Raw genomic sequence first — 16,853 nt, forward strand, 5'->3', positions numbered from 1 at the left:
GACCATGGCCATCGCCGAATACCTGCGCGACCAGGACATGGAAGTCCTGTGCCTGATGGACTCGGTCACCCGCTTCGCCATGGCCCAGCGCGAGATCGGCCTGGCCGCCGGCGAGCCGCCGACCACCAAGGGCTATACGCCCACCGTCTTCACCGAACTGCCGAAGCTTTTGGAGCGCGCTGGCCCCGGCCCGATCCGCCCGGACGGCACGCGCGCGGGCCCGATCACCGGCATCTTCACGGTGCTGGTGGACGGCGACGACCACAACGAGCCGATCGCCGACGCGGTGCGCGGCATCTTGGACGGCCACATCGTGATGGAGCGCGCCATCGCCGAGCGCGGCCGCTTCCCGGCGATCAATGTCCTGAAGTCGATCAGCCGGACCATGCCGGCCTGCCACCAGCCGCGGGAGCGCGAGATTGTGAAGTCCGCCCGCCAGGCGCTCAGCGCCTACGCCAACATGGAGGAGCTGATCCGCATCGGCGCCTACCGCGCCGGCGCCGACCCGCAGGTCGACCGCGCCATCGCGCTGAACCCGGCGCTGGAGGCTTTCCTGGCCCAGGACAAGGACGAGGTGACCAGCCTGCCCGCCTCGTTCGACCAGCTGGGCTTCATCCTCGATAGCGTGCCCGCGGCATGAGCCGGCTTCGCCAAAGGCTTCGCAGCCTTCACCCAATCCGCCGAAGCTCCGCTAGGAGCGTAGGCGGATGAGCTGGGCGGACTCCTTGATCAAGCTCGCGAGCTATGAAGTCGAAAACCGCCAGGCCCGCCTGGCCGAGGTCGCCAGGCGCAAGGCCGACGCCGAGACCCGCCTGGCCGTGATGATCGCCGAGGGCGAGGCCGAGACCAAGCACGCCGCCCAGAACGCCGAGGCCGGCTGGTACCTGGTCGGCTACGCCGAGGGCCTGAAGGTCCGCAAGGCCGCGGTGCAGGCCGAGATCGACGCCCTGGAGGCCGAGGAGCGCGGCGCGCGCGATGCGCTGGCCGCCGCCTTCGAAGAGCAGAAGAAGTACGAGCAGGTCGCCGAGAGCATGCAGGCGGCCCAGGCCAAGGAAGTGCGCCGCCGCGAGAACGCCGAACTCGACGAGGTCGGCATGCGTGCGGCCCGGCGCAGCGCCAGCCGAGCCAGCTAGGCTGAACGGCCCTCCAGCCCCTCGCGGCTGAAGTGCAGGATCCCGTCGCGCGCCAGCCGGCTGGGGGCCAGCTTGTCGACCACCTGCATCAGCACCCGCACCGCCGAGCGCCGCTCGGGGTCGGGGACGGCGCCCAGCAGGCTCTGGTTCAGGCTGCGCACCTGGTCCAGGGCGCGCGCGTGGGCCTCGCGGCCCTCGTCGGTGAGCGTGAGGATCACCTGGCGGCGGTCGCGCGCCTCGCCGGCGCGGGTCACGAAGCCGGCCGCAACCAGCTGGTCGGCGATCCGGGTCAGGGTCGTGCGCTGCATGGCCGTGAAGCTGGCCAGCTCGGTCATGGTGCTGGCCCCGAACCGCTCGAGCACGCCCAGCACCCGGTAGCGGCTGACGTTGAGGCCCAGCGGCCGCAACGCATGGTCCAGCCGGGAATCGCGGAACTGGTAGATCGCGACCACCAGGTGGAGCAGGTAGTCGTCCACGGCGAACGGGAACTCGTCGGCGGGATCGATGGAGGCGGACTGCGCCTTGGGCATAGGGCCTGTATCCGGTGATTTCCCACCGGGCGCCAAGAACCTTGTTCCTATAACGTCGGTGGCGATGAGGGTGGCTAAGGGAGGGTCCGCTTGCGTTCGGCTTCGACGCTTTCGCGCAGCACCGACAGGTCCTCGCTGATCCGGAAGACCGCCACATAGAACTCGCAGAACGAGCGCCACAGCAGGATCAGGGCGGCCATCACCACGAAGCCGCCGATCACCACCGGGATCGCCAGCACCAGGCCCCAGGGGAACGGGTCGCGGATCGCCACGCCGACCGCAGCCCCGATCGTGCCGAAGGCGCCGAGCGCGATCAGCGCCAGACCGGCCCAATAGATCAGGTGGATGACCTGGTTGGTCATCAGGTGCTGGAAGGTGAGCAGGTCCCAGAGGACCGTCGAACCCGCGCCCTTTGGTCGTTGGAGAGGTCGCCGCATCCGTTTCCCAAGACTTGTCCGGAGCTTCGGTCCCGCTCCGCGTCCGCACCGCTATCAGCCCGGGCCGGCGCCTGCAACGGCGCGGGGATCGCGGCGGCTTGACGCGGCGGGTGGGCAGAATACTCTGTGACACAGAGTGGAGGCCGCGCCATGACGATTCCCGCCGAGGAGGCCGCCAGCGCCCTGAAGGACGCGGAGGCGGCGGCGGGGCGCAGCGCCCGGGCTCGCGGCTACCAGAGCGGCAGCGGCTATCTGCTCGTCTGGGGCGCGGTCTGGACGCTTGCCAACATCGCCGCCCAGATCAGCGAACGGGCCGGCGAACTGGCGTGGACGGGGCTGGTGATCCTGGGGGTGGTCGCCAGCATGGTCATGGGCCGCCGCTTCGGCTCCGGCGTCGCCGGCGGCCCGGTGAAGGCGCTGCTGGTCGCCGCCGCCATCGGCGGCTTCGGTCTCTGCGTCCAGGTGGTGGCGCCGCCGCTCGGCCTCGCCCAGGCCAATGCGCTGGCCAGCCTGGCGGTGGGCGCGGTCTATATCGCCCTGGGCTCGGCGGGGGGCCTGCGGCTTTCGGCCGTGGGCGCGGTGGTCATGGCCGCCACCGTGGTCGGCTGGCTGTTCCTGCGCGACTGGTTCTTCCTGTGGAGCGCGGTGGTCGGCGGCGGCGGGCTGATCCTGGGCGGCCTCTGGTTCCGGAAGGCCTGAGGCGTGGCCGAGGCGGACGAGATCATCCACCAGTCGACGCGGCTGCGCCTGATGTCGGTGCTGAACGCCCTGCCGGACGGCGAGGGGCTGGAGTTCAAGCGGCTGAAGGCCATCGCCCAGGCCACCGACGGCAATCTGGGCGCGCACCTCGCGACCCTGGAGAAGGCCGGCTACATCGCCATCGACAAGGACTTCGTGGGCAAGCGCCCGCGCACCCAGGCCAGCATCACCCGGCCCGGCCGGCGCGCCTATGAGCAGCACCTGCAGTACCTGCGCGACATCATCGAGGGCGTGGTCCGCGAGGACGGCTGATCGCCTCAATCACTCCAGTTGACAGAATACTCTGTGAAGCAGAGTATAAGGCGAACTTCCGAGGAGATCGCCGTGAGCGTCAATCTCACCATGTCGGTGGTCGGCGTGTTCCATACCGCCGCTTGCGTCGTCGCCCTGGGGCTCGGGGCCTGGCTGATCGTCGCCCGCAAGGGCACGCCGCGGCACCGCCGCCTGGGCGACTGGTACGTGGGCGCGATCGTCTTCGCGAGCCTCACCAGCCTGACCATCTACACGCACCACGCCTTCACCTTCGCCCACTGGTTCGCGATCATGGCGCTGGTGACCTCGCTGGGCGGCTTCACGCTCGGCCGCTGGCACGGCGCGGGCCAGGCATGGAAGTACGGCCACCTGACCTGCATGCTGCTCAGCTACTACGTGCTGATCGGCGGCGGGGTGAACGAGGTCTTCCTGCGGGTGAGCGCCCTGCGCCACTACATCGCGCCGAAGTTCACGCCGGTGGTGGGCCAGACCCATGCGATCGTCATGATGAGCTTCGTGGTGCTGATCCTGGGCTTCGCGCTCGCCACGGCGGTGAGCCAGGTGCGGCTGGTCCTGCGGCGGCGCAGGGCGCAGGCCGGGCGGCTGGCGAAGGCGGCGGCCTGATGCGCGCCCGCCCGATCCTCGCGGCCCTGGCGTTCGCCGCTGCGGCTGCCTCAGCTTACGCCCCAGCCCATGCGCAGGACCGCGCCGCGCCGGAGCCGGTCACCACGCTCGGGCCCGGCATGGTCGGCGCCTACTATCCGCCGCCGGCCGGCAAGGGCGAGGTGGTCCTGGTGCTGGGCGGCTCCGAAGGCGGGCTGCGCGGCGCCCAGCCGCTGGCGCGGCGGCTGGCCGAACACGGCTTCGGGACCCTGGCCATCGCCTATTTCGACGCGCCGGGCCTGCCGGCGGCGCTGAAGGACATCCCGCTGGAGACCTTCGAGGCCGGCGTCGACTGGCTGCGCGCCCAACCGGGCGTCGGTCCCCGGCCGATCGCGGTGCTGGGCGGCTCGAAGGGCGGGGAGGCGGCGCTGCTGCTCGCCTCGCGCGACCCGCGCATCTGCGCGGTGGTGGCGGGCGTGCCTTCCAGCGTCGTCTGGGCAGGGATCGACATGCGCAATCCCGCCGCGCCCGTGGCGACCGCTTCCTGGAGCTGGCAGGGCAAGCCGCTGGTCTTCGTCCCCTACGACGACGGCCCGTTCCGCGGCGTGCGAGACCTCTATGAGCGCAGCCTGGCCAAGGCCTCGCCGGCGGCGGCGATTCCGGTGGAGAAGATCAGGGGGCCGGTGCTGATGATCTCCGGCAAGGCCGACCAGCTCTGGCCCTCCACGCCGATGGCCGATCAGGTGATGGCGCGGCTCGACGCCCACCACTTCGCCTGGGCGCACATCCACCTGGCCTACGACAACGCCGGCCATGCGGCTTTCGGCCCGCCCCTGGCGGCGGACAGCCCGAACCTGAAGGCGCTGGCCGGACTGGGCGGCACGCCGGAGGGCAACAACGCCGCGCGCGCCGACGGCTGGCCCAAGGCGCTGGCCTTCCTCGACCGGGCGTTCGCGGGAAAGAGCTGCGCGAAGCGCTGAGCCGTCAGATCGCGCCGACGGTCTTCAGCTTGGCGCGCGGATGGACCTCGTTCTGGCTCATCACCGGGGTCTGGCCGCGGAAGCGCTCGATGATCGAACGGACGTAGGGGCGGATGCCGGGGCTGGTCAGCAGCACCGGCGAATCCCCGGCGAGCGCGGCGCGTTCGAAGACGTCGCGCACGCCGCGCACGAAGTCCTGCAGGCGCGAGGGCGCGAGCGCCAGCTGCTTGTCGTCGCCGGTTCCCACCAGGGCGTCGGCGAAGGTGTTCTCCCACTCCGGCGTCAGCGTCACGATCGGCAGGGCGCCGTCGTCGCCGCGATAGGCGAAGGACAGCTGCCGCGCCAGCCGGGCGCGCACCTGCTCCACCAGATTGGTCACCGAGGTGGTGTGCGGCACGGCCTCGCCGATGCCTTCCAGGATCGCCGGCAGGTCGCGGATCGAGACCCGCTCGCGCAGCAAGGCCTGTAGCACCCGCTGGACGGTGGTGGCGGTGACCACCGACGGCACGAGGTCGTCGACCAGCTTCTTCTGCTCGGCCGGCATGTCCTTCAGAAGCTTCTGGACCTCGGCGTAGGACAGCAGGTCCGGCATGTTCTCCTTGAGGATCTCGGTCAGGTGGGTGGTCAGCACCGTGGCCGGGTCGACGATGGTGTATCCGCGGAAGGTGGCTTCCTCGCGCAGCGCCTCGTCCACCCAGGTGGCGGGCAGGCCGAAGGCGGGCTCCTTGACGTGCTCGCCGGGCAGCTCCACCTGGCCGCCGCGCGGGTCCATGGCCATCATGTGGCCCAGGCGGACCTCGCCGGCGCCGGCCTCCATCTCCTTGATGCGGATGCAATAGCCCTGGCTGGGCAGGCGCATGTTGTCGAGGATGCGCACCGACGGCATCACGAAGCCGTAATCGGCAGCCAGAGTCTTGCGCAGCGCCTTGATCTGGTCGGTGAGCCGGCGGCCCTCCAGGTCGTTGATCAGGCCCAGCAGGCCATAGCCCAGCTCGATCTTGATCTCGTCGATGGCCAGGGTCTGGGCGATCGGCTCCTCGGGCGCGTCCTCCATCGGCTTGATCTCGACCGGCGGCGGCTCCTTGGCCTTCTGCGAGCGGCGCCAGGCCAGCGCGCCCGCGCCGACCGAGATGCCGAAGAACGGGATCATCGGCATGCCCGGCACCACCGCCAGCACGCCGGCGGCGGCGGCCACCATGCCCAGGCTCACCGGGTTCATGGCGAGCTGGGTGACCAGGGCCTTGTCGGCCGAGCCTTCGACGCCGGACTTGGAGACCAGGAAGCCCGCGGCGATCGAGATGATCAGCGCCGGGATCTGGGTCACCAGGCCGTCGCCGATGGTCATGACGGTGTAGGTCGAGGCCGCCACGCCGATCGGCACGTGATGCTGCAGCACCCCGATCAGGATGCCGCCGATGATGTTGATGGCGACGATGATCAGGCCCGCCATCGCGTCGCCGCGGACGAACTTGGAGGCGCCGTCCATGGCGCCGAAGAAGGTGCTCTCCTGCTCCAGCTCCTTGCGCCGCCGCTTGGCCTCGGTCTCGTCGATCAGCCCCGCCGACAGGTCGGCGTCGATGGCCATCTGCTTGCCGGGCATGGAGTCCAGGGTGAAGCGGGCGGCCACCTCGGCGATGCGCCCCGAGCCCTTGGTGATCACCACGAAGTTCACGATCACCAGGATCGCGAAGACGATGATGCCGATGACGAAGTTGCCGCCCATCATCAGCTTGCCGAAGGCTTCGATGACGTGGCCGGCGCCGTGCACGCCCTCGTGGCCGTGGCCGAGGATCAGGCGCGTGGACGCGATGCCCAGCGACAGGCGGAACAGGGTGGTGACCAGGAGCACCATCGGAAAGCCGGTGAATTCCAGCGGCTTCTTGATGAGCAGCGAGGTCATCAGGATCAGCACGGCGCTGGTGATCGAGATCGACAGCAGCAGGTCCAGCAGGAAGGCCGGGATCGGCAGGATCAGCAGGACGACGATGCCGACCACGCCCAGCGCCAGCGCGACTTCGCCGCGCATCACCCAGCCCATGATGTCGCGCGCGCTCGGCGCCGACCCGGTCGGGGAAGGTAGGGATGCGTCAGCCACCGGTCTTGCTCATCAGGCGGCGGAGGCCGCCCCCATCTGCGGCGGCGGCACGGCCACGCCGGAGTCGGTGTATTCCTTGAGCTTGTTGCGCAGGGTGCGGATCGAGATGCCCAGGATGTTGGCCGCGTGGGTACGGTTGCCCAGGCAGTGCTCCAGGGTGTCGATGATCAGCTGCTGCTCCACGGCGGCCACGGTCTGGCCGACGAAGGCGCGCGCGGCGGTTTCGGCGGCCAGGCTGGCGGCCTGGGCGGTGCGCGCGGCCGGGTCGGCGGCGGCCAGCGGCTGACCGTCCGGCAGGCGGATGGCGTCTTCCTCGATTTCCGGGCCGATCGCCAGCAGCACCGCGCGGTGCATGGCGTTCTCCAGCTCGCGCACGTTGCCGGGCCAGCGATGGCCGGCCAGGCGGCGCTTGGCCTCGGCCGACAGCGGCCGCTCCGGCATGCCGTTGGCGGCGGCGTATTTCCTGATGAAGAATTCGGCCATGGCCAGCACGTCGCCCGGCCGGTCGCGCAGCGCCGGGATGCGCAGGTTCACGACGTTCAGGCGATAGAGCAGGTCTTCGCGGAAGGTCCCTTCGCGCACGGCCTGGGCCAGGTCGCGGTTGGAGGTGGCCAGGATGCGGATGTCGACCCGCACCGGCTTCTGACCGCCCACGCGGTCGATCTCACGCTCCTGGATGGCGCGCAGCAGCTTGGCCTGCAGGCGCGCGTCCATCTCGCTGATTTCGTCCAGCAGCAGGGTGCCGCCGTTGGCTTCCTCGAACTTGCCGATGCGCCGGGCCACCGCGCCGGTGAAGGCGCCTTTCTCGTGGCCGAACAGCTCGCTCTCCAGCAGGTTCTCGGGGATGGCGGCGCAGTTGACGGAGATGAACGGCCGCGCGGCGCGGCGCGACTTCTGGTGGACGTGACGGGCGATGACTTCCTTGCCCACGCCGCTCTCGCCGGTGATCAGGATCGAGGCGTCGGACGGCGCGATCTGGTCGGCCATGGCGATCACCGCCTGCATGGACGGGTCGCGCACCACCATCGGGCGGTTGTCGTCGGCGACGGCGGACAGCACCGCGGCGATCAGCTGGGCGTCCGGCGGCAGGGGGATGAATTCCTTGGCGCCGGCCTTGATCGCCCCGGCCGCGCCGGCGGCGTCGGCGGCGACCCCGCAGGCCACCACCGGCACCCGGATCCGCTCGGCCTCGTTGGCGGCGATCAGGCCTGCGATGTCGAGCTCGTAGTCGACCATCATCAGGTCGGCGCCCTGGCCGGCGCGCAGCGCATGGGTGGCCGCATCCGTCGTTTCGACGTGGCTCACCTTGGCGCCCGCGCTCATCGCCATCTTCACGGCGGTGGAGAGCTGTCCGTTCAGTTTTCCGACGACCAGAAGCCGCATGGATAATCTCCCTCAGACGCTGGCCTCAGGCCGCCGCGTCACCGTCCTTGATGATTTCCGTCATGGTCACGCCCAGCCGCTCATCGACGATCACGACTTCGCCGCGCGCCACCAGGCGGTTGTTCACATAGATGTCGATGGCCTCGCCGACCTTGCGGTCCAGCTCCAGCACGCTGCCCTGGGCCAGCTGCAGGAGCTGGGCGACCGACAGGCTGGCGCGGCCCAGAACCGCCGAGATGTTCACCGGCACGTCGAAGACCGGCGCCAGGTCGGTGGCGCTCTTCTCCTCGTCGCCCAGGACCTCGGGCAGCTGGCCTTCGCTGGCGGCGAATTCGTCCAGCTTCAGTTCGGCGCCGGGCGGTGCGTCGGGGGTTTCGGACATTTCAGGACTCGGGGCTGTCGGGCGGTGGCGCGCCCGGGATCAGGGGTTCGGCGTGCAGGCCCTCGGCGGCGAGCGCCGCGCGCAGGGCCTCGGCGACGCGCTCGGCGGCGGCGGCGGGATCGAAACTCGCCGAGCCGTCGCCGAAATCGAGGGTGAAGGCGTGGCCGCCCATGGCGCCGTTCGGGCGCACCTGGATGGCGCCGGCGTAGCCGATGGCCTGGGCGGTCTCTTCCAGCACCGCCTGCAGGCCGCTCGCCAGTTCGGCGTCGGCGCTGACGATCAGCCGCGGCGCGGCCTCGATCTCGCGGGCCAGGGCCTCGACGGCGGCCTTCACCGGCGCCTCAGGAAAGGCGTCCAGGGCCGCGGCGGCGATGCCGCGCGCACAGGTCAGCGCCAGCTCGGCCGAACCCACGCGATGCTCGTGCGCCACGGCCGCCAGGCCGGGCAGGGCCTGCTGGGCGACGTTGGCGATCACCGCCAGGGCCTGGGCCTGCAGGTTGGCGACGCTTTCCAGCGCACGCGCCTCGCCGGCCGCCTCGGCGGCGTTCTTGATCTGCTCGACCTCGTCGGCGGTATAGGTGCGCTTGGGCCTGGGCGTGGCGATCACCCGGCCGGTGGCCTCGAAGACGGTGTCGAAGTTGAACTTCTCGACCGGGCCGGTGGGGAGCGGTTGGGCGGCCATCAGTACACCAGCTCGTCGTCGTCGCCGCCGGCGCCGACCAGGACGATCTCGCCCTTGTTGGCCAGGTCCTTGGCGGCCTGCACCATGGCCATCTGCGCCTGTTCGACCTCGCGCAGGCGCACGGGGCCCATGCTCTCCATGTCCTCGCGCATGATCTTGGCGGCGCGCTCACTCATGTTGGAGAAGAACATGTCGCGCAGCACGTCCGAGGCGCCCTTCAGCGCCAGCGCCAGCTGATCCTTCTCCACCGTTCGCAGCAGGGTCTGCACGCCGCCCGGGTCGAGCTTGTTGAGGTCCTCGAAGACGAACATCAGGGCGCGGATGCGCTCGGCCGCCTCGCGGTTGCGCTCTTCCAGGGCGGTGATGAAGCGGGTCTCGGTCTGGCGGTCGAAGGCGTTGAAGATGTCGGCCATCATCTCGTGGCTGTCACGCTTGGAGGTGCGCGCCAGGTTCGACATGAATTCGGTGCGCAGGGTCTGCTCGATCTTGTCGAGGATCTCGCGCTGCACCGGCTCCATGCGCAGCATGCGGGTGACGCATTCCAGCGCGAAGTCCTCGGGCAGGCAGGTCAGCACGCGCGCGGCGTGCTCCGACTTGATCTTCGACAGCACCACCGCGACGGTCTGCGGGTATTCGTTCTTCAGGTAGTTGGCGAGCACCGCCTCGTTCACATTGCCCAGCTTGTCCCACATGGTGCGGCCCGCCGGACCGCGGATCTCCTCCATGAGGTTGTCGACCTTGTCCTCGGGCATGATCGAGGCGAGCAGCTTCTGGGTCAGCTCCACCGAACCGGTGATCGCGCCGGCGCCCATGCCGGAGACGAACTCGACCAGCAGGTCCTCGACCACGGTCGAGGTGACCTGGCCGAGGCCCGCCATGGCCTGGGAGATGATCTTGATCTCTTCCTCGTCGAGGCCGCGCCAGACGCTGGCGTGATCCTCGCCCAGCGCCAGCAGCACCACGGCGGCCTTTTCAGGCCCGCTCAGGCGCGAGGCGTCGGCAATGCCCTTGGGTTTGGCCATCAGGCGGACTCGTGCAGCCAGCCGCGGATGATCGAGACCGATTCATCCGGATGCTTGTCGACGAACTCGGCCACGCGCTTGACGGAGCTGGCCTTCACCTGGCCCTCGATGCGGGCGATGTCGATCTTCTGCTCCAGGCCGTCGCCGCCGCCGGGCGCGGGCAGGGCCATCTGCTGGCCGGTGGCCGGATCGACCGTGACCTGCATCTGCTGGCCGTCGGCCGAGGTCACGATGCGGGTCGCGCCGCCGCCGCCGCCCGCCAGCATCGGCAGGCCGCCGGCGCCGCCGCTCATCGCGCCCTTCAGCAGCGGGCGGACGATGAACAGCATCATCAGGATCGCCACCACCGCCAGCACGCCCAGTTCGGCGGCGCGCATGATGTCGTTCTTGTCGAAGCCCATCAGCGGGCTGGCGGTCGAGACGCCTTCCTGGTCGTCGGGGGTCGCGAACTTGACGTTGATCACCTGGACCTGGTCGCCGCGGTCCTTGTCGTAGCCCACGGCGGTCTGCACCAGGTTCTGGATCTGGGCCATCTCGGCGGCCGAGCGGGGCGCGTAGGCGCCGGGCTTGCCGGTCTTCTTGTCGGCCGCGCCATAGACGCCGTCGACGGCCACGGCGACCGAGATCTTCTTCACGGCGCCCGGCTGGCGCACCTCGGTGGTGACGGTCTTGCTGATCTCGTAGTTGGTGGTCGACTCCTGCTTGCCGGTGGCGTTCGAGGTGTCGCCCGAGCCGTCGACGGTGGAGGGGCCGGGAACCTTGGCCGCGGCGGAGGCCTGGGTCGGCGCGCCGGCCTGGGTGTCCTTGGAATTCTCGTCGGTGGTGGACTCCGAGCGGACGACCTGGCCGTCCGGGTTGAAGTCTTCCTTCTGGGTGGTGACCTGCGCAAGGTCGACGTCGGCGGTGACGTTGACGCGGGCCTTGCCGGCGCCCACGACGCCTTCCACCAGGGTCTTCACCTGCTTGGCGATGCGCTGCTCGACCTCGCTCTTGCGGCCGTCGGCTTCGGCGGCCATGCCGGTTTCGCCGCCCGAGAGGGTCTTGGCGTGCTGGTCGATGACGGTGACGCGGTCGGGCTTCAGGTTCGGCACGGCGCCGGCCACCAGGTTCTGGATGGCGCGCACGTTATCGGGGCCGGGCTCGCGGCCGCCGACTCCGATGCTCACCGAGGCCGACGGCTGCTCGGCGTCCTCCTCGAACAGCTGGCGCTTGGGCAGCACCAGGTGCACCCGGGCCGAGGTGATGCCGTCGAGGCTGCGGATGGTGCGCCCGAGTTCGCCCTCCAGGGCGCGCTGGCGGTTGAGCTGCTGGACGAAGTCCGTCTGGCCCATGGCGCTGGTGTTGTCGAAAATCTCGTAGCCGACGGAGCCCGCGGTCGGCAGGCCCTTGGACGACAGCATCAGGCGCGTCGAGGCGACCTGGTCGCGCGGCACCATGATGGTCGAGCCGTCGCCCTTCACCTCGTACTTGATGCCGCCCTGGTCGAGGGCCGCGGTGATCGAGCCGGCTTCCTTGAGGTCGAGGTTGGAATAGAGCAGGGCCTTCGGCTGGCCCAGGCCCATGGTCACGGCGAACAGGGCCGCCGCCACGCCCGCGCCGATGCCGAGGATCGCGGCCAACCGGCCGATCCCGAACCTCTGAAGCGCAGCCAGGATCTGGTTCAACGCCTTCCCGTCCTTCCAACCCGCACGAACAGCGGCCCGAGCAGGATTTGCCCGGTGCTAGGCAGCTTTTTCCCAGTGCTTGGTAAACGCGAGGTTTAGGGGGCGTCGTTTCCGGCCAGGAAAAGCCTACGGGCGATTACGTAGGCGGCGGGGCGTTCCAGCCGATTTCCCTAGGTATTCCAAGGGCTGAGCGCGCCCAGGACCGCCAGCTCCACCGAAAAGGCCAGATAGACCAGGACCGTCACCGTGAAGCCGGCCTTGCGCAGCTGGGTCCAGCTATCCACCCGCCGCCCGCCTCGCCACACCGCCGGCAGGGCGAGGAGCGTCGTGGCGGTGAGCCCGGCCGAGACCAGGGCGGCGGCCGAGGCGACGACCATGGAGAAGCCTGGCCAGGAATACATCACCGCCGCCGCGTCGCCGATCTTGCCGAGGAAGAGGCTGAACAGGCCGAAGCTGGTGAGCCACAGCACCGCCTGGATGGTCTGCACCAGGCTCGCGCGGCTCTGGATCTGGTTCTGGCGGAACTCGCGACGGTTGCGCAGCGGCACGCCGGCCAGGGTGGCGACCGCGGCGACAGCGGTCAGCGCGGCCAGCAGCATCAGCATGTTGGGCTGGCGCCACAGGCTGATCCGCTCATAGGCCATGGTCCCGCTGGCCACATGGAAGGCGCGCGCCTGGCCGTCGGCGACATCGAAGGCCAGCCGCTCTTCGCCCTGGCTGGCGATGAAGCGGCCGTCGTCCAGCGGCCCCTCGGGGGACCAGGTCTTGACCCCGCCCTGGTCGCGGGTCACCAGCCGCCCGTCGTGGGTGATGCTGACCTTGGCCCCGCCGGTGAGCTGGTCGACGAAGCCCTCGAGGCCGGAATAGGCGCGCCGGGTGGTCAGGTAATAGCCCTCGAAGTCGCCGGCGCGCCCGACCAGCTCTGGCGAGCCGGCCCGCGGGAAGGGCTCAGGCGGCGCATAGAAGTGCTGCACGATGCGATCGGGCAGGCGGTTCACCAGCGGCCGGGCGGTGTCGGTGTTGGTGGTGACGAAGATCCCGAGGTTCAGGTCCGGCACGACCACCATGTTGGAGAAGAAGCTGAGCGTCGCTCCGCCGTGGCCGTAGCCGCGGTGGCCGCCGGGCAGGTCGAAGACCATCAGGCCGTGCGCCCAGCCGTTGATGCCGACCGGGGTCTTGCGCAGCGGTGTGCGGAAGGCTTCCGCCGTGGTCGGGCCGTAGATGGTCGCGCCGTTCAACTGGCCGCCGCCCAGCATCATCAGCATGTATTTCGCCATGTCGCCGGCGGTGGATGAACCCGCGCCGGCCGGGGCGATCTGCTCGATGAACTCATAGGGGCGGCGGTGGAAGCCGATCCCCGTCCAGCGGTAGCCGTCGGAGACGTCACCGGTCAGGCCGGCCGGCATGGGCGCCGGCAGCCCCGCCTTCACGGGGTGCGGCTCGCGGAAGCTGGTGTGGCCCATGCCCAGCGGGTTCAGGATCTCGTCCTCCACCAGCCGCTCGTAGGGCTTGCCGGAGGTCCACGCGACCGCCTCGCCGGCCAACGCCGCGCCATAGTTGGAATAGCTGGAGACCACGCCCGGCGCATGGACGCGCCGCGGCCGTTCCTGGCGAAGGTAGAGGTCCAGCGGGCGCACCCGATCGAAGTCGCGCTCGAACAGCTGGCCCAGCGCGCGGTCCTCGAAGCCCGCGGAATGGTCCATCAGGTTGGCGACGCGCACCGGCTGGTCGTAGCCCTGGTCCTTCACCTGCGCCTTCTCCGGCAGGTAGAGGTTCACCGGCTGGTTCAGGCGGATGCGGCCGGCCTCGACCTCCTTCATCACCGCGATCCAGGTGAAGGTCTTGGAGATCGAACCGATGCGGAACAGGGTGCGGTCCGGATCCACCGGCCGGTCGGGATTGAGGCCGGCGAAGCCGTAGCCCTTCTTCATGACCAGCTGGCCGTTCTGCACCACCGAGACGGCGGCGCCGGCGATGTGCTCGCGGCCCATGGCGTCCTTCATCACCCCATCGACGAAGGCTTCCAGTTCGGCCGGCGCCATGGCCTGGCCGGATGCCAGGCGCTGGGCGCGGGCGGGCGGCTGGACCGGTTGCGGCGGTGGCGGCGCGGGCTTGGCCTGCGGCAGCGGGCCGAATTCGTCATAGGCGGGCTGGGGCGCGGGCGTGCGCGGGGCGGGCGCGGCGACGACCGGCGGCGGCTTGGCCGCAGCCGCTCCCGCCGCGCTCGGCGCTCCGCTCGCCGCCGCGGCGCCTTCGGCGGGCTTCGGCTTCGGCTTCGCCGGCTTCGCGTTCAGCCTGGTGTAGGGGATCGGCTTTCGGGGCAGGCCGGCGGCGGCGCCAGCGGCGGCGGACTTGGGCGCGGGCTTCGGCGCCTCGTCCTGCGCCAGGGCGCCGGCCCAGGGCGCGACGACCAGCGCCAAGGCGGCCAGGACGGCGAAGACGGTGGAGCGCATCCGGACTAAGGGCCCCTTCGGAGTTGCCAGTCGGTTGTAGGGCGCCGCGGCGAGTCCGTCCAAGCGGCGCCGCGCTCGGCCCGGCCGTTCGGTGTCAGTTTCGTTTCTGCGGGGTCAGCGCCAGCAGCGGCAGCATGGGCTTGAGCGCCGGGCCGATGAACAGCTGCGGCTCGGACGGCGGCTTCATCCCTTCCTTGGTCTCGCGGGCGGCCACGCAAGTCTGCACCTGGGTCCCCAGGGCGGCGAAGTCGCCGACCTTGGGCAGGGTCTCCAGCACGCACTGGTCGAAGTAGGGATATTTGTCCGCCTCGCCGCAGCCGAAGGACGAGCGGTCGGGCCGCGCGGCGGTCAGCACCATGCGGTTCGAACTCGCCAGCGCCGGCACGAAGACGCCGGAGAAGCAGGCCGAGATGATCACCACCGTCGGCCGCTTGCCGCAGGTTTGGTCGACCATCCCCGCCAGCACCGCCGGCGGCAGGAACTGCTGGTCCACCACCACGCCCATCGGCGCCCCGTGCGAGCTGAAATAGATCAGGCAGCCGCCCTGGGCCTTGGCCGTCAGGTCGGAGAGCGCATCGTAGATCGCCTGCGGCTCGGACTTCTCGGCATGGGCGTCGGGATAGCGCTCCGGGCGCACCGAGAACTGCTTGAGGTTGGCGGCGGAAAAGCCCGCGTCCTCCAACTCGGTGACCACGTCGCGCCGGGCGTTGTCGAAGGCTTCGGACGGGCCGCCGGAATGGGCGTGCCAGTCGCCGGCCACCACCACCCAGCTCCAGTCGGAAAAGGCCGAGCCCGCGATGGCCGCCGGCGCGGCCGCCAGCAGCATCAGGCCGATCAGCAACGCCCAAATCCGGGGCCACCCGATCCGCCGCGGCATCGCGCCTACTTCTTGTAGTTCTGGAACGGCGTCGGGATCGCCGTGCCGGTGGCCTTGGCGAGCAGCCGGCCGTCCGCGTCGAACAGCTCGCCCTCGGTGAAGGCGACCTGGCGGCCCCACTTCACCACCTTGCCCACGCCCTTCAGCTTCCCGGGCATGCCGGGGCGGAAGAAGCTGGTCTTCATCTCCAGGGTGGGTGCGACCGCCGTCATGCCCGAGGCCACCATGCAGGCCACGCTCATGCACTCGTCCAGCATGGCGCAGAGATAGCCGCCCTGAATCTGCTTCATCGGATTCAGCAGGAGTTCCGGCCTGGCGTCGAACTCCACCTCGACGGTCTTCGCAGCCTGGCTCACCGACACCATCCGGAACCCCAGGGTCTGGGAGCCGGTGGGCTGGTTCCTGGTGCGCTGGAAACGTTCGAGGATCGCCTCGTCGGTGAGGGCCGGCGCTTGCGTCTCGCTCATCACTTCTTCCGGAACTGGTCGAGGGAGACGATCTTGGCCTCGCCCTCTCCGGACGGCGCCGCGGCGGGGACCTCTTCATCCGCCTCGGGCTCGGCGGGCTTGGCCTCGCTGGCCGGCGCCTCGAACTGCAGCAGGAACTGCACGCTGGGATCGTAGAAGCGGGTCACCGCCGCATAGGGCACGCTCAGCCGCTTGGGCTGGCCGCCGAACTGCAGGGTCACCGAGAAGAAGGTCTCGCCGGGCGCCAGGTCCCAATACTGGTGCTGCAGCACGATGGTCATCTCGTCCGGGTATTTGCCCAGCAGGTCTGGCGGGCCGGAGACGCCGGGCGCATCGGTCTTGAAGGTGATGTAGAAGTGATGGGCGCCCGGCAGGCCCTCCGGCGCGGCGGCGCGCTTGAGCGCAGCTTTGACGACCCCGCGCAAAGCGTCCTGGGCCATGGCCTCGTAGCGCATCAAATCCTGGGCCGGCGGATCCTGGGCCATGGGGTCTCCGAAAATACGGGCGCGACCCTAACCTTAAGGTCAGCGACCGCAAAGCTCTTGTTCAGCCTGTCCAACGGAACGCGGAGATCGCTGATTTGGCGCGCAGATCAGGGAGAAAATTGGGAGGGAAAGTGGGCGGCTTCTGTTGGCAGGCGCCGCCAAACATTCGCTCAAGAACGGAGGACGCCTCGGCAGCGCCGAGAAAGGTGGAGGACTTCTGTTGGCAGGCGTCCTCCGGGCCCCGCCTAAGGATCTGAACCCCTAGGACTTAGGTGAGACGGGTCGCACCGCTTACGCGGCGAGACGGATGTCTCCAGCGAAGTTATCGTTCGCAGTTAGTTTAAAGACCCGGGACGGTGGGTCAGGCCGAGAGAAAGCAACACCTTTACACGTCTGTCGATGCTGATCGGCCCCTCACAAATCCGGCGATAACCCGGAAAGAAGATGGTGGAGCCGCCGGGAATCGCACCCGGGTCCAGTCCGCTTATTACGTGCGCGTTTATCTCCATAGACAGGGCGAACCCTGACCCCTCCAATATAGGGGCGAGGCGTTGAGATTTGAACAAAATCCGTTCGCGAAGCGTGGGTGGCGGGGCGTTTTGCGCCAACCGCCGCCTTGGCTTCGTGAGTGGTCTTAAGGGCCGGGCGG

17 protein-coding genes, 1 other RNA gene and 1 pseudogene are annotated in these 16,853 nt (G+C 69.8%); 6 read left to right on the forward strand and 13 right to left on the reverse strand.

Annotated features, from left to right (window positions below; genetic code table 11):
• Together fliI and VGL85_RS07260 are read left to right on the forward strand one after the other, a co-directional pair.
• Positions 1-640: pseudogene (gene fliI / locus VGL85_RS07255) on the forward strand (flagellum-specific ATP synthase FliI); the annotation flags it as partial.
• Positions 641-707: 67 nt separating this feature from the next.
• The gene (locus tag VGL85_RS07260) at positions 708-1,133 is read left to right on the forward strand and encodes a flagellar export protein FliJ (RefSeq protein WP_331587538.1); all 426 of its coding nucleotides are present in this window, start codon (positions 708-710) and stop codon (positions 1,131-1,133) included.
• On the opposite strand, the gene VGL85_RS07265 is transcribed toward VGL85_RS07260, so the two are convergent.
• Positions 1,130-1,663, reverse strand: a complete 534-nt coding sequence (locus VGL85_RS07265; protein WP_331587541.1) for a MarR family transcriptional regulator — start codon at positions 1,661-1,663, stop codon at positions 1,130-1,132. The two genes, VGL85_RS07260 and VGL85_RS07265, sit on opposite strands and share 4 nt — an antisense overlap.
• Positions 1,664-1,737: 74 nt before the next feature.
• On the reverse strand, positions 1,738-2,100 hold the full coding sequence (locus VGL85_RS07270) for a DUF4282 domain-containing protein (RefSeq protein WP_331587543.1): 363 nt from the start codon (positions 2,098-2,100) through the stop codon (positions 1,738-1,740).
• Between the two features lie 150 nt (positions 2,101-2,250).
• On the opposite strand from VGL85_RS07270, the gene VGL85_RS07275 reads away from it, so the two are divergent.
• From VGL85_RS07275 to VGL85_RS07290, 4 genes are all read left to right on the forward strand, one after another.
• Complete coding sequence (locus tag VGL85_RS07275; protein ID WP_331587545.1) at positions 2,251-2,799, forward strand: hypothetical protein; 549 nt, start codon at positions 2,251-2,253, stop codon at positions 2,797-2,799.
• A gap of 3 nt (positions 2,800-2,802) precedes the next feature.
• Positions 2,803-3,111 carry a transcriptional regulator gene (locus VGL85_RS07280; RefSeq protein ID WP_331587547.1) on the forward strand — a complete coding sequence of 103 codons (309 nt, stop codon included), beginning with the start codon at positions 2,803-2,805 and terminating at the stop codon, positions 3,109-3,111.
• Positions 3,112-3,183: 72 nt separating this feature from the next.
• Positions 3,184-3,735, forward strand: coding sequence for a hypothetical protein (locus tag VGL85_RS07285; protein WP_331587549.1), 552 nt, complete (start codon positions 3,184-3,186; stop codon positions 3,733-3,735).
• On the forward strand, positions 3,735-4,694 hold the full coding sequence (locus VGL85_RS07290) for an acyl-CoA thioester hydrolase/BAAT C-terminal domain-containing protein (protein ID WP_331587551.1): 960 nt from the start codon (positions 3,735-3,737) through the stop codon (positions 4,692-4,694). Before VGL85_RS07285 ends, VGL85_RS07290 begins: the two co-directional genes overlap by 1 nt.
• 4 nt (positions 4,695-4,698) lie before the next feature.
• On the opposite strand, the gene flhA is transcribed toward VGL85_RS07290, so the two are convergent.
• The 11 genes from flhA to ssrA all read right to left on the reverse strand — a co-directional run bounded on the left by flhA (position 4,699) and on the right by ssrA (position 16,771).
• Complete coding sequence (gene flhA / locus VGL85_RS07295; protein ID WP_414695201.1) at positions 4,699-6,732, reverse strand: flagellar biosynthesis protein FlhA; 2,034 nt, start codon at positions 6,730-6,732, stop codon at positions 4,699-4,701.
• Between the two features lie 69 nt (positions 6,733-6,801).
• On the reverse strand, positions 6,802-8,172 hold the full coding sequence (locus tag VGL85_RS07300; RefSeq protein ID WP_331587555.1) for a sigma-54 dependent transcriptional regulator: 1,371 nt from the start codon (positions 8,170-8,172) through the stop codon (positions 6,802-6,804).
• A gap of 25 nt (positions 8,173-8,197) precedes the next feature.
• Positions 8,198-8,554 (reverse strand): flagellar motor switch protein FliN, encoded by a 357-nt coding sequence (gene fliN, locus VGL85_RS07305; RefSeq protein WP_331587557.1) that lies wholly within the window; start codon positions 8,552-8,554, stop codon positions 8,198-8,200.
• 1 nt (position 8,555) lies between these two features.
• Positions 8,556-9,236, reverse strand: a complete 681-nt coding sequence (locus VGL85_RS07310; RefSeq protein WP_331587559.1) for a flagellar assembly protein FliH — start codon at positions 9,234-9,236, stop codon at positions 8,556-8,558.
• Positions 9,236-10,258 (reverse strand): flagellar motor switch protein FliG, encoded by a 1,023-nt coding sequence (gene fliG, locus VGL85_RS07315; RefSeq protein ID WP_331587561.1) that lies wholly within the window; start codon positions 10,256-10,258, stop codon positions 9,236-9,238. The genes VGL85_RS07310 and fliG overlap by 1 nt, the downstream gene beginning before the upstream one ends.
• A complete protein-coding gene (gene fliF / locus VGL85_RS07320) occupies positions 10,258-11,922 on the reverse strand; it encodes a flagellar basal-body MS-ring/collar protein FliF (protein ID WP_331587563.1) in 1,665 nt (554 codons plus the stop codon). The genes fliG and fliF overlap by 1 nt, the downstream gene beginning before the upstream one ends.
• Positions 11,923-12,092: 170 nt before the next feature.
• Entirely contained in the window at positions 12,093-14,375 is a 2,283-nt protein-coding gene (locus tag VGL85_RS07325; protein WP_331587565.1) for a serine hydrolase domain-containing protein, read from the reverse strand.
• Positions 14,376-14,469: 94 nt separating this feature from the next.
• A complete protein-coding gene (locus VGL85_RS07330; RefSeq protein WP_331587567.1) occupies positions 14,470-15,216 on the reverse strand; it encodes a C13 family peptidase in 747 nt (248 codons plus the stop codon).
• A 41-nt stretch (positions 15,217-15,257) separates the two neighbouring features.
• The gene (locus tag VGL85_RS07335; protein WP_331587569.1) at positions 15,258-15,719 is read right to left on the reverse strand and encodes a PaaI family thioesterase; all 462 of its coding nucleotides are present in this window, start codon (positions 15,717-15,719) and stop codon (positions 15,258-15,260) included.
• Positions 15,719-16,204 carry an SspB family protein gene (locus tag VGL85_RS07340; protein ID WP_331587571.1) on the reverse strand — a complete coding sequence of 162 codons (486 nt, stop codon included), beginning with the start codon at positions 16,202-16,204 and terminating at the stop codon, positions 15,719-15,721. Before VGL85_RS07340 ends, VGL85_RS07335 begins: the two co-directional genes overlap by 1 nt.
• Positions 16,205-16,409: 205 nt before the next feature.
• Positions 16,410-16,771, reverse strand: a transfer-messenger RNA (tmRNA) gene (gene ssrA / locus VGL85_RS07345).
• Between the last annotated feature and the right edge of the window lie 82 nt (positions 16,772-16,853).

Origin of the sequence: Phenylobacterium sp. (genome assembly GCF_036501465.1) — a bacterium.
Classification (GTDB): Bacteria; Pseudomonadota; Alphaproteobacteria; order Caulobacterales; family Caulobacteraceae; genus Phenylobacterium.